Raw genomic sequence first — 11,905 nt, 5'->3', positions numbered from 1 at the left:
GCGATACCCTCGCTTGGGTCTTCAGCACCGCTCGCCTTAGTGTCCGCAGCCACCGGCGCGTCGTTGACCGCAGTCACAATGATGGTGCCGTTGGCTGGCGCAGAAGTCAGCGGGTTGCTGCCGTCAGCGTTGCCGCTGTCGGTCGCGGTGTAGGTGAAGTCCGCAGTGCCGTTGAAGTTCGCATTTGGCTTGAAGTAAACGGTCGCTTCGCCGTTGACCGCATCAATGGAACCGGTCACCGGTTTGGTCATGGCCGCGTCGGTGTAGAACGTGCCATTGGTTGGCGTGCCGACGGTGAACGATTTCACGTTCTCCACGCCATCGATATCAGTAGCCGACAGTTTGACTTCAATGCCCTGAGCCGGATCTTCGGAACCGGTCGCACTAGTGGCGATAGCTTCTGGCGCGTCGTTGACCGCAGTCACGATGATGGTGCCGTTGGCTGGCGCAGAAGTCAGCGGGTTGCTGCCGTCAGCGTTGCCGCTGTCGGTCGCGGTGTAGGTGAAGTCCGCGGTGCCGTGGAAGTTTTCGTTCGGTTTGAAGTAAACCGTCGCTTCGCCGCTGACCGCATCAATGGAACCGGTCACCGGTTTGGTCATCGCCGCGTCGGTGTAGAAGGTGCCGTTGGTAGGCGTGCCGACGGTGAACGATTTCACGCTCTCCACGCCATCCACATCGGTCGCACTCAGTTTGACCGCAATGCCCTGGGCCGGATCTTCAGCCCCGCCAGCTTCAACAACCGCTGCCACCGGCGCGTCGTTGACCGGCGTAATCGTTACCGTCAGCGTGCTGCTCGAACCGGTATTAGTGGTGTAGCCGATCTGCGGCACTTCGCCGCTGTAATCCTTGACCGGGGTGAACGTATACGCGCCGTCGACGCCAATCGTGATACTGCCCACGCCTGCGATAACAGCCGTCTGGCCCGCCGCGAAGGTGGTGCCGCCCACGTTGAAGGTGGCGACGCTCAGCACGTTGTCGATGTCGCTGTCGTTGCTCAGCACATTGCCGGTGGCGACGTTATCTTCGACGATCGTGTTGGTATCGGCGACCAGAACACTGGGATCATCCACAGCAACAACGGTGGAAGTCGCCGGTGCTGGATTGATCGCCAGGTTTTCGTAGTTGCCGCCGGTGGCGCTGGTAATGGTGGCGCTGACCGTCAGGTCTTTACCATCCGCCAGGTTAGCCGGGGTGTCGACACTGACCGTACCGGTGGTTTTACCGGCTTCGATGGTGATGGTCTGGTCGTTGGACAGTTTGATCACGACGTCGGTCTGCGCCGCGTTGGTCACGGTGGCGGTGTAGACGATCTTGCCACCCTCATCCACCGATGCCGTCGCGGTGAGCGTAACGGTGGTGGTGTCGATGGTGTCGTTGATCTGAGTGACCGCCGGCGTCGGATCGGTGGTGATGATCAGGTTGCCGCCGCCGGACGTGCCGGCGATGGTGGCGGAGATCGACGAGGCGTCCAGGTAAGGGGTGTCATTACCGGCGAACGTGACGTTCAGCGCGCCCGAGGTCTGGCCGGCTGGGACCACAACAGAGAGGCCGTTGGACAAGGTGACGGTCAGGTCGCTGGTCGGGGCCTGCGTGATGAATACGGTGTAAACCACAACACCACCGGCTTCGGTGATGGTAGGCGTGGCGGTCAGGGTGATGGTGACGTTGCGCGGGTCGACGCCGTTGTTGTCCGCGCCGGTCAGGGCGTTTGCCACCGCATCCGCCGCATTCAGACCGTTGGTCGGATAACCGATGGTAGGGTCGACCACGCCGGCCGTCGCTTCAAGCACAACAAAGCTATGACCGCCGCCGACAGCGCCGTCAGCACCGGCTGCGGTCGGGCCCGCGGCGGTGGCTTCGAGGTCTTGGGTCGGGTCGGCGCCGGCAGCGATGGCCTGCTGCAATTCGGCGACGGACGGTGCTGCTTGAGCAGTGGCGGCGCTGAGGTCGGTGGTCGAGTCAGGTGCGTTGGCGCTCCACTGAGTGTCGCGGCCCAGATCGATCACGCGGCCGTCGGCCAGTTCCAGCGAAACGGCACCGGCCGGGCCCGTATCAATCTGCTCCCCTGCGAACAAGCGGTCGCCTTCTACCAGCAGACGACGAATCCCTTCTGGGGATACCGCGAACACTTGACCGACAATGCTTTTGACGACCGCAACGCTGCTCATAAAAGACTCTCCGTGTATTGCCGTTCAGGGGTATCCACCCAGGAGACCGGCCCTGTCAGTGGTGCCGATTCAATAAGCTGGAGTACTCAATTGCTTAAAAAAATAATGGCGTCAATATTTTGTTGCCGCGCCAGAAAAATTACTTTTCCGTCAAGGTATTGACCTATTGGACGTCATCCTAAACAATCCGCCCAGTAATGTCACATTGATATTTAAGCGGCTTCACGACTTTCTGTTTGCGCCCTGCGGCGCCCAGTAAAAACGGGTATTTCGAGTTGCCACTCCAGTGCAATATTTCAAGTTTGTTGCGGCTTTCAGGCAACCAATCCCCGGGGAAGAATCAGAATGCGTTTGCACTTATTCACCGCTGTGCCATTTGTTCTTGCGACTAGCTTCGTACAGGCTCAAACCCTTCAAGAAGCCATGCAAAAGGCTGTCGACGTTCACCCAGAAATCCAGGCTGCGGTCAACGCACGCATCGCCGCCGACTATCAGGTCAGAGCGGCCCAGGGCGGCTACCTGCCTAAAATCGACTTGCTGGGCGGTTATGGTCGCGAAAGCTCCGACAACACCTCGACCCGCGCCGCCAGCAATAGCCATGATTGGAAAACCCTTAACCGCGGCGAGTCGAGCATTCGTCTCCAGCAAAACTTGTTCCAAGGTTTCGGCACCGAGAATGAAGTCGGCCGCCAGCAGGCCACCGCCAACTCTCGCGGCTATGCCCTGCTCAATACCACCGAGCGCACTGCGCTGACGGTGGCTCAGGTTTATCTGGATGTCCTCACCCGTCGCGAGATGGTGCAGTTGGCAGAAGACAACCTGAAAAGCCACGAACGCATTTTTGACCAAATCAAATTGCGCACCAGCCGTGGCGTCGGAAGAATGGCGGACATGGACCAGGCCGAAGCCCGTCTGGCCCAAGCGCGCAACAACTTGCTGACCGAACAGACCAACCTCGATGACGCCAAAGCCAACTACATGAGCGCCGTCGGTCAAGAACCCGACGAGCTGGAGAAGCCCCAAGGCTTTGTCGCCTTGATGCCTGCCAGCCTGGAAGAAGCACGCCGGCAGATGGTTGAGAGCAGCCCGGTACTGCGCTCGGCCGAATCGGACATCGCTGCGGCTGAAAAGCAATACGAATCCGCCAAGTCGACGTTCTATCCGCGCTTCGATGCTGAGCTGCAGCGCTCGGCCAACAGCAATATCGGCGGCGAAGAAGGTCACGACAATGGCTACTCCGCCATGCTGCGCATGCAGTTCAACCTATACTCCGGCGGCAGCAACAAAGCAGACCTGCAGTCCAAGGCGTCCCAGGCATCCCAAGCGCTGGATATCCGCAATAACGCCCTGCGTGAGCTGAACCAGGAACTGAGCCTGGCGTGGAACGCCTACAACAACGCCACGGCGCAATTGCCGATCGCTCAGGAATACGTAGACCGCAGCACCCGCGTGCGCACGTCATACCAGCAGCAGTTCAGCCTGGGTGAGCGTACACTGCTCGACCTGCTCGACAGCGAGAACGAACTGTTCACGGCATCGCAACGCCTGGCACAGATCAAAAACCTGCAGCTGTATACGCAATACCGTATCAAGGCCGATATGGGCCAACTGCTCAAAAGCCAAGGCGTGGTTGCGCCGCTGGCATCAGTTGTGCAGAACGAAGTCAAAACGAAGGTGAACCTGCCAGGGATGAACTGATTCTTGACGGAGTTGGACCGCTCAACTGCATTAAGAGAGAGTCAGCTTGGATTCTGAAATAAGTGTGGCGCCGCTCAACCATGACCCGCGCAGTCAGCATGATGACCCCTTGCTGGACGGGTTGCTGACCCTCTGCTCCCTGCATTACAAGCCCGCCAGTCGGGCAATGCTGACCACTGGCCTGCCCTTGGCAGGCCAGCGCTTGAGCCCCGACCTGCTCGCCCGCGCAGCCGCGCGGGCGGGTTTGCAGGGTCGGCTCCTGCAGCGCAAGTTGGAGCAGATTCCGACCATCGCATTGCCGGCCTTATTGCTGTTGAAGGAAGGGCGCAGTGCGGTGCTCGTGGGGTGGGACGGTGATACCGCCCGCTTGCTGCTCAGCGAAAGTGAAGGCGGCGAGGTTCACGTCACGCGGGAAGTGCTGAGTCAAGATTACAGCGGCCGGGTGTTCTTCGCCCAACCGCAGCATAAATTTGACGTCACCAGCGGCACGCTTATCCCGCGCGCGCGCTCCTGGTTCAAAGACACCCTCAAACGCTCACGTTGGCTCTACGCCGATGCTATCGCTGCCAGCCTGGTGATCAACCTGATCGCCCTGGCCGCGCCGCTGTTTGTGATGAACGTGTACGACCGCGTGGTCCCCAACCAGGCCACCGCCACCCTGTGGGTGCTGGCGGTCGGCATTTGCGGTGCCTACCTGTTCGACCTGCTGCTCAAGAGCATGCGCAGCCTGTGCCTGGACCTTGCGGGCAAGAAAACCGACCTGATCATCTCCGCAACGCTATTCGAGCGCATCGTGGGCATGTCGATGAAAATGCGCCCGGCACGCGTCGGCAGTTATGCGCAAAACATCCACGAATTTCAGGGGATGCGCGACTTTTTAACCTCGCTGACCCTGGCCAGCCTGATCGATCTGCCTTTTACATTGATCATCCTCGGCGTGATCGCGCTGCTGGGCGGCCACTTGGTGTGGATTCCAATCGTCGCGTTCCCGCTGGCCTTGGGGATTGGTCACTTCCTGCAAAAGCCGTTGACTGCGACACTTGAGCGCACCATGGCGCTGGGCGCCGAGCGCCAGTCGAGCCTGATCGAAACCCTCGCCGGGCTGGATGCGGTTAAGGTCAATAACGCCGAGAGCGAGCGTCAATACCAGTGGGAACAAACCATCGGCACTCTCAGCCGCCTGGAACTGCGGGTGAAAGTTCTGTCCGGCCTGGCGATGAACATCACGCTGCTGATCCAGCAAGTGGCGGGCGTGGCGATGATCATCTTCGGCGTGTATCAGATCATTGATGGCACCCTGAGCATGGGCGGCCTGGTGGCGTGCTACATGCTCAGCGGCCGCGCACTGGGCCCGCTGGCGCAACTGTCGGGCCTGCTGACGCGCTACCAGCAAGCCAAGGTGACGATGGTCTCCGTCGACCAAATGATGGAGCTGCCGCAAGAACGCAACTTCGAAGAGCGCCCCCTCAGCCGCAAATCGCTGCAAGGTGCGATGACCTTCCGCGAGGTCGACTTCACCTACCCGAACCAACAGAACCTGGCGCTACGCGGCATCAACCTGAACGTTCGCCCCGGCGAAAAAATCGGCATTATCGGCCGTAGCGGCTCGGGCAAAAGCTCGCTGGCCAAACTACTGGTGGGCCTCTATCAGCCAGACTCGGGTTCGCTGCTGGTGGATGGCGTGGACATTCGCCAGATCGACGTCAGCGAGCTGCGCCACAACATCGGTTACGTGGCCCAAGACATCCAGTTGCTGGCCGGCACCTTGCGCGACAACCTGGTGTCCGGTGCGCGCTACGTGGACGACGAGATGGTGCTGCAAGCGGCAGAGCTGGCCGGCGTGCATGAATTCGCCAGGCTCCACCCGCAGGGGTACGAACTGCAAGTGGGCGAGCGCGGGCAAAACCTCTCCGGCGGTCAGCGCCAGAACGTGGCCCTGGCCCGCGCCCTGCTGCTCAACCCGCCTATTCTGCTGCTGGACGAACCCACCAGCGCCATGGACAACACCGGCGAAGAGCGCCTAAAGCAGCGCTTGCAGTCGGTGATCGAAAACAAGACGGTGATTCTCGTCACCCACCGTGCTTCGCTGCTGAGCCTGGTCGACCGCCTGCTGGTGATCGACCGTGGCCAGATACTCGCAGACGGCCCCAAAGCGGCCGTGATGGAAGCGCTGAAAAAGGGGCAGATCAGTGTCGCTTAACTCCGGTCTACGCCGCTTAAAGAAGATGGTCTTCGGTTATTTCAAAGGCACCGACTCACTCGACAACCAGCCACTGCCCGAAGTGGAAAAAGCCCTGGTCGACGACGCGCCACGCATCGTACGCCTGACCATCTGGGGCGTGATCGGCTTCTTCGTGTTCCTGCTGCTGTGGGCGCACTTCGCGATCATCGATGAAGTGACCAAGGGCGAAGGCAAAGCGATCCCCTCCTCGCGCATCCAGAAGATCCAGAACCTGGAGGGCGGCATCGTCGCGCAGATTTATGCGCATGAGGGCCAGATCGTCGACGCCGGGGCACCGCTGGTGCGCCTGGACGACACGCGATTTGCCTCCAACGTCGGCGAAACCGAAGCCGACCGCGTGGCCATGGAACTGCGCGTGGAGCGTCTGAGCGCGGAAGTCGACAACCGCCCGCTGAACATCTCCGACAACGCACGCAAGACTGCGCCAAACCAAGCTTCGAACGAAGAGTCGCTGTATCAGAGCCGCCGCCAACAACTGGCAGATGAGATTGGCGGGCTGCAACAACAGCTGCTGCAACGTCAGCAGGAACTGCGTGAATTCAGCTCCAAACAGGATCAATACCGTAATAGCCTGGGCCTGCTGCGCCAGGAGATCGGCATGTCCGAACCACTGGTGAAGCAAGGCGCGATATCGCCGGTAGAAGTGCTGCGCCTCAAGCGCTCCGAAGTCGAAACCCGAGGTATGCTCGACGGCACCACCCTGGCCATCCCGCGCGCCCAAGCCGCGATCAACGAAGTGCAGCGCAAAATCGACGAAACCCGGGGTAAATTCCGCAGCGAAGCCCTGGCCCAGTTGAACGAAGCCCGCACCAACCTGAGCAAGGCCCAAGCCACATCTAAAGGCCTGGAAGACCGCGTAAGCCGCACCATGGTCACCTCCCCGGTGCGCGGCATCGTCAAGCAGATGCTGGTCAACACCGTCGGCGGCGTGATCCAACCCGGCAGTGACATCGCCGAAGTGGTACCGCTGGACGACACGCTGCTGGTGGAAGCCAAGATCCGCCCGCAAGACATCGCCTTCCTGCACCCCGGCCAGGAAGCCATGATCAAATTCACCGCCTACGACTACACCATCTACGGCGGCCTCAAAGGCAAGCTCGAACAAATCGGCGCCGACACCGTGATGGACGAAGAAAAGAAGAACACCTTCTACGTCATCAAACTGCGCACCGACCGCAGCCACCTAGGCACCGACGAAAAACCCCTGCTGATCATCCCCGGCATGGTGGCGTCGGTAGACATCATCACCGGCAAGAAAAGCATATTGAGCTACCTGCTCAAACCCATCATCAAATCCAGGGCAGAGGCACTGCACGAGCGGTGATTTTTTGCTGAATGGACAGAGAAAAGCAGGACGATGTGAAAAAACTTGGGTTTTCGCAAAAATAGTCAGATTTCAGGGGTTTACAGAACCTTGCCAATCGCTATAATCGTCGCCCTAACACGCCGGTATAGCTCAGTTGGTAGAGCAACTGACTTGTAATCAGTAGGTCCCGGGTTCGACTCCTGGTGCCGGCACCATACAAATCAAGGGCTTGCAGCGATGCAGGCCTTTGTTTTTTCCGTCGCACGTAACAAGCCACGTAACAAGACGTAATAAACCTTGAGCAAGCCTTAATATGTCAGTCCAGCTGGGTGCCTTACGAGGTAACAATGACGGAATTATCGGCTGTACCTGATCCTGGAAAAGGCAACAGTGGCGTATCAGGCGTACAACAGCCTGGCTCACCAGACGACATTCAACCTACCCCCGCTCCGATGGAAGGCGACTTCCTTCCACGCACGCTCATCCGATTGATCGAGGACAGTCCTGATCATTACGGTGGGCAGCAATTGAGCCCCGTCATTGCCGCCATCATCAGTGATGCCCAGTATGACAAAGAGCAAGCTAGGAAACAGGTTGCGGCGGTTCAGACTCAACTATTCAAAATTAACGCAGATCTGGTTGAGCAAAAGTTGACGAACGTAAGGCTGGAGGAACGGCTAAGTGCTGCTTTACTCCGCTCCCGGATCGAAAAGTTCTTGATCTTCTGCAGCCCTATCGCTTTCTCCTTCGCACTCGACCTCTACAAATCCAGCTCAAATTTGTGGTTGCCGTTGGCGGCCCTTGGCCTAGTACTTCTCGCGATTAGCTTCTTGCCGAGCAAGGGGAAAGACTCATGATCAAACGCATCGAGACTCTTGAAATTGTGGATGTCCAGTGTCATGGAATCCCCAATGAAGAGCGAATAGCTATCTATGTCCACAAATCCTGCAACCTAGCGGACTATTGTCTAATCTTGACTTTTCCAACACCAGAAGGGGGCTCAATCCCCGTAAAGGACCACCTGTTATGGTTCGGACAAGGCATCGTTCAGTCAGGTGAATGGATTTTCGTATACACAGCCGCCGGCGCAACAACCATCGAACCGAACCCCGTTTCGCAGCCTAAGGGAGCAATACCCCTGCGCATTATCAATATGCACTGGGGAAAAAATCACACTCTTTTTCAAAACCGTGCTCTCAGCCCGATGCTAATAGAGATCGGCGGCACAGGCATGATGGTTCCACCAGCACCGGCCTATCAGGGTGGTTTGGAAGGCGCAGACAGCGTCACGCAAAATCGGCTTTTAGGAATTTGAGCGCTGGATCCGCAGCATGACTGATACTTATTAAACTGCTGCCTGCAGGCGGGCACTGTCCGAGTCTAGTGCTCGCCGTTGGAAACAGCCTAGTAGGTAATAGTCCGCATTTTTAGAAACCTCGCTGAGTAAACGCGAGTCATGAAACGCCTCTATGGCGAAGCGAAAAAAATTTAAGGTTGACCCCTTAAAAACCTGTCAGATTTGTCAGATTTATATTCTTCTACTCTCTAACCCTTGTATTTCCAGCCTTTCAGCGTTTTGCATCGGTGTCAGAAAGCTGTCAGCGCCCTGTCAGAAGCTGACAAAATAGTAGTGTCAGTTTTTCTGTTTTTAAGTTATTGATTTATAAGGTTTTTATATTTTTGGGGGAGGAACTGACACATACATCCAACCCCGCTGTCAGAGCTGAACCCCAGTAAACACGGGGCCTGTAGGGCACTCGCTGACAGATATCCATGATCTGACAGGGATTTGAGGGTCAACCTACATAAACACTAATGCGGACGCCTCCAAGCTAACGCTCAGAATGCTGCGCCGCGCACTGATCGAAGGAAGCAAGCATGCGTAAGCCAGCATCCCAGGCAGCGGAGCCCATCATTGAAATAAAGAAGAACAGTTCGACTTGGGAGGTTCATTGGGATTACCAGGAAGCCCCTGAAAGCTCGATACTGTTCAAACGGAAGGAATACCTCGGCGGCTACATTGACGGTTCCATGGATATGTTGGGCATCCTCCCCGCCAACGTCCTCTGCGCCAGCAGCGTTACTGGCTCGGTTAAAAAGCTCACCGAGGAGCAGGCAACAAAGTTGCGTGACGCGCTGGAACGCCTGCTGATTCCAGTCGTAAAGAATGAATTCACACGCCTGCAGAAGCTGAATGAACTACCCCACCTTCGCTTGGCCGCCTCCGAATCGTTGTGAAACTCTCTGTAATGGAGCGCATCGGCTGCAGCCCACAGTATCCGCGGCTCCAGAGCAGAAACGCGTTTCGACCATTGATCAGCGAGGCGCTTTCAAAAGAGCCCATCCGAGAATGAAAACCCATGAATTACGGTGTTTTTCATTTTTTCGCCCACATGGGCCGGGGACTTCAGCTTTCATCTGTTGAAGTCCCCCATCGCACTGTTGTGCAGCCGCGCTGCAATTCTCTTCAAAACTTTGCAATCTGTGAAATTGCCGATCGCCTGCAGAGCCCCACGGCCCGCTTGGGCTGCAGCTTCGTTTGCACTACTTCCGACTTTGCACAAAAAAAGGACACAAACCCCGCCGGCGGGAGGGGGATAAGTGCTTTTCCGAAGCTTTTTTTCTTGGAAAGCCGTCTTTCATTCATAAATGTGTTCGCTGACAGCGAAAAAAGTTTGACACCAGCGAACACCCATGAGACCTTTGATCTGCGGACGGTGATACACCTCGTAGATGTGAGTGCGAAAGCACTGTGGGAGGTAATACTCCTAACCCCTGGCCCAAGAAGTTCGGATCCCGATCTGATCGACACTTGAGGACATAAGCGGCTTCGTTGCGAGAACGAAGCCGGTGCGCACCAGAGGGGGGAAAGAACACTGCTCAACCCGTTTCATCCGGTCTATCTAGTTAAATGCGAGGGCTCACAATTTCGTGAGTCTTAACTTAGATAGGAGATTTACCATGAAACCGTATGAAGAAAAAACCGCAGAGCAGTGTGCGACTTGTAAAGAGAAAAAGAAGTGGACGTTTCGCAAGATTTTTTGGACCATGATTGGGGTTGCGAACTTGCTTTCTAAGGCGCAGTCAATGTTTGACAAATATGGCAAAGCGATTCTAGCTTTTTTTGGATTTGACTCAGAATAAGTCTACCCCCGCTGTAGTCACCTCGCTAACGTGAGAACCATTATGATTAACAAAGCACTTCGATTGATTAGAACCTTTCATGACGTAAATCAGTCAGAAATGGCAGTCCGGCTGGGCATCTCTAAATCTTACCTGTCTGAGATTGAATCTGGCAAAAAGCAGCCTACTTTAGATATTTTGGAAAAATATAGTGTCGAATTCGATATCCCACTATCTTCCATTATGTTCTTCTCTGAAAGCATAGACTCCAATAAACTTGGCGAAAAAATTAGGCTTGGACTAGCTAGGAAAATCGTATCTATACTTGAATGGAATCAAAATAGAAATGAATCAACCGATAGTAAAAAAGAAGCGCAAGCCTTTTGAATTTTACTCAATAACACAATGCGCCTTATATAAAGTTACGTCCCCCGCAAAACTTAGCAAAGTGCTGGCAAAAACTCCGTCAGACATTCAAAAGCTGCTGAACTCAAACAAAAACTATAATGAGTTCACTCTCCCTGAAGAAAAAAACCCTTTCTCTAACAAAGTTACTAAAAGTCGTGCGGTTCAAGCACCAAAGGAAGAGCTCCGAAGCATTCATGAGCGAATTCTAAAACTATTACAAAAAGTCACTCCTCCAGAATACGCGCACGCAAGCATCAAGAAAAAATCTTATAGATCGAACGCGTTGGTTCACGAAAGCTCCCGTGAGATAGCTACCTTTGACCTTAAGAGTTTTTATTCCTCTACAAAATCATATCTAGTACAGAATTTTTACACACAAGAATTGAAATGTGCCGGAGATGTTGCCTCAATTCTCACCAGATTGACCACACTCCATGGCAGTGTTCCAACAGGTAGCCCGCTTAGCCCTATGCTAGCTCTACTGGCGGCAAAACCTATGTTTGATCAATTAAACAAAATAGCTAACTCTCACAAGCTTTTCTTTACATGCTACGTCGATGATATGACATTTTCGGGCGAGAAAATACCCAGCACCTTAGAACATGAAGTAGTAAGTACTATTAAGAAATTTGGCTACCGACTATCCAGCCTAAAGACCCGAATCTACAAAGAGAACCATAAGAAGATTGTTACCGGCACTGTCATCTTGGGTCGGAAAATACTGGTTCCAAACAGTCGCTTTATTGCGGTCAGAAGGATTCTTCAAGCGCTCGCGGGCAAGCATGATAAGTGCGGCTACACCGATCGTGAACTTCTGGCCAAACTGGCCGGAATTTTGAATGAGGCGTCCTCTCTAGATCCTAAATTTTACAACATGGCAATAGAAGCTAATAAATCTTTAAAACTCTTCAACTATCCCGATCAACTGTAAGCTTCTTGTTCTTTTCTAAGCTCTAGAAC

11 protein-coding genes and 1 tRNA gene are annotated in these 11,905 nt (G+C 55.3%); 11 read left to right on the top strand and 1 reads right to left on the bottom strand.

The annotated features are described in order from the left end of the window. Positions 1-2,168, bottom strand: a 2,168-nt coding sequence (locus ACFZPT_RS24135; protein ID WP_379555877.1) for a retention module-containing protein, incomplete at its 3' end; no start/stop codon positions are given. Positions 2,169-2,513: 345 nt separating this feature from the next. On the opposite strand from ACFZPT_RS24135, the gene ACFZPT_RS24130 reads away from it, so the two are divergent. From ACFZPT_RS24130 to ACFZPT_RS24080, 11 genes are all read left to right on the top strand, one after another. After that, a complete protein-coding gene (locus ACFZPT_RS24130; RefSeq protein ID WP_034111347.1) occupies positions 2,514-3,866 on the top strand; it encodes a TolC family outer membrane protein in 1,353 nt (450 codons plus the stop codon). Positions 3,867-3,912: 46 nt separating this feature from the next. Further along, positions 3,913-6,066 (top strand): type I secretion system permease/ATPase, encoded by a 2,154-nt coding sequence (locus ACFZPT_RS24125; protein ID WP_034095405.1) that lies wholly within the window; start codon positions 3,913-3,915, stop codon positions 6,064-6,066. A 25-nt stretch (positions 6,067-6,091) separates the two neighbouring features. Beyond that, positions 6,092-7,432: an HlyD family type I secretion periplasmic adaptor subunit gene (locus tag ACFZPT_RS24120; RefSeq protein ID WP_099312063.1), complete on the top strand. Its 1,341-nt coding sequence runs from the start codon at positions 6,092-6,094 to the stop codon at positions 7,430-7,432. Between the two features lie 121 nt (positions 7,433-7,553). Continuing rightward, positions 7,554-7,629 (top strand) — tRNA-Thr (locus ACFZPT_RS24115). Positions 7,630-7,761: 132 nt separating this feature from the next. Then, on the top strand, positions 7,762-8,271 hold the full coding sequence (locus ACFZPT_RS24110; RefSeq protein WP_379555876.1) for a hypothetical protein: 510 nt from the start codon (positions 7,762-7,764) through the stop codon (positions 8,269-8,271). Further along, a complete protein-coding gene (locus ACFZPT_RS24105) occupies positions 8,268-8,729 on the top strand; it encodes a hypothetical protein (protein WP_379555875.1) in 462 nt (153 codons plus the stop codon). The genes ACFZPT_RS24110 and ACFZPT_RS24105 overlap by 4 nt, the downstream gene beginning before the upstream one ends. Positions 8,730-9,292: 563 nt before the next feature. Further along, positions 9,293-9,652 (top strand): hypothetical protein, encoded by a 360-nt coding sequence (locus tag ACFZPT_RS24100; protein ID WP_379555874.1) that lies wholly within the window; start codon positions 9,293-9,295, stop codon positions 9,650-9,652. Between the two features lie 122 nt (positions 9,653-9,774). Beyond that, positions 9,775-10,230, top strand: coding sequence for a hypothetical protein (locus tag ACFZPT_RS24095; protein WP_379555873.1), 456 nt, complete (start codon positions 9,775-9,777; stop codon positions 10,228-10,230). Between the two features lie 145 nt (positions 10,231-10,375). Then, positions 10,376-10,558 (top strand): hypothetical protein, encoded by a 183-nt coding sequence (locus tag ACFZPT_RS24090; protein ID WP_379555872.1) that lies wholly within the window; start codon positions 10,376-10,378, stop codon positions 10,556-10,558. 42 nt (positions 10,559-10,600) lie between these two features. Beyond that, on the top strand, positions 10,601-10,924 hold the full coding sequence (locus ACFZPT_RS24085; protein WP_379555871.1) for a helix-turn-helix domain-containing protein: 324 nt from the start codon (positions 10,601-10,603) through the stop codon (positions 10,922-10,924). Then, on the top strand, positions 10,884-11,876 hold the full coding sequence (locus ACFZPT_RS24080; protein ID WP_379555870.1) for a reverse transcriptase family protein: 993 nt from the start codon (positions 10,884-10,886) through the stop codon (positions 11,874-11,876). The genes ACFZPT_RS24085 and ACFZPT_RS24080 overlap by 41 nt, the downstream gene beginning before the upstream one ends. The last annotated feature ends 29 nt before the right edge of the window (positions 11,877-11,905 follow it).

Source organism: Pseudomonas sp. MD330_10 (assembly GCF_042610415.1).
GTDB lineage: Bacteria > Pseudomonadota > Gammaproteobacteria > Pseudomonadales > Pseudomonadaceae > Aquipseudomonas > Aquipseudomonas rhodesiae.
Note: the sequence above shows the minus strand (reverse complement) of the source record. Positions and strands in the feature narration are given on the sequence as shown.

What these genes read in the sequence shown, in the direction of transcription:
- ACFZPT_RS24100 (WP_379555874.1), top strand. Translation starts at nt 9,293, where the DNA reads ATGCGTAAGCCAGCATCCCAGGCAGCGGAGCCCATCATTGAAATAAAG.
- ACFZPT_RS24095 (WP_379555873.1), top strand. Translation starts at nt 9,775, where the DNA reads ATGAATTACGGTGTTTTTCATTTTTTCGCCCACATGGGCCGGGGACTT.
- ACFZPT_RS24085 (WP_379555871.1), top strand. Translation starts at nt 10,601, where the DNA reads ATGATTAACAAAGCACTTCGATTGATTAGAACCTTTCATGACGTAAAT.
- ACFZPT_RS24120 (WP_099312063.1), top strand. Translation starts at nt 6,092, where the DNA reads ATGGTCTTCGGTTATTTCAAAGGCACCGACTCACTCGACAACCAGCCA.
- ACFZPT_RS24105 (WP_379555875.1), top strand. Translation starts at nt 8,268, where the DNA reads ATGATCAAACGCATCGAGACTCTTGAAATTGTGGATGTCCAGTGTCAT.
- ACFZPT_RS24090 (WP_379555872.1), top strand. Translation starts at nt 10,376, where the DNA reads ATGAAACCGTATGAAGAAAAAACCGCAGAGCAGTGTGCGACTTGTAAA.
- ACFZPT_RS24110 (WP_379555876.1), top strand. Translation starts at nt 7,762, where the DNA reads ATGACGGAATTATCGGCTGTACCTGATCCTGGAAAAGGCAACAGTGGC.
- ACFZPT_RS24080 (WP_379555870.1), top strand. Translation starts at nt 10,884, where the DNA reads ATGAATCAACCGATAGTAAAAAAGAAGCGCAAGCCTTTTGAATTTTAC.
- ACFZPT_RS24130 (WP_034111347.1), top strand. Translation starts at nt 2,514, where the DNA reads ATGCGTTTGCACTTATTCACCGCTGTGCCATTTGTTCTTGCGACTAGC.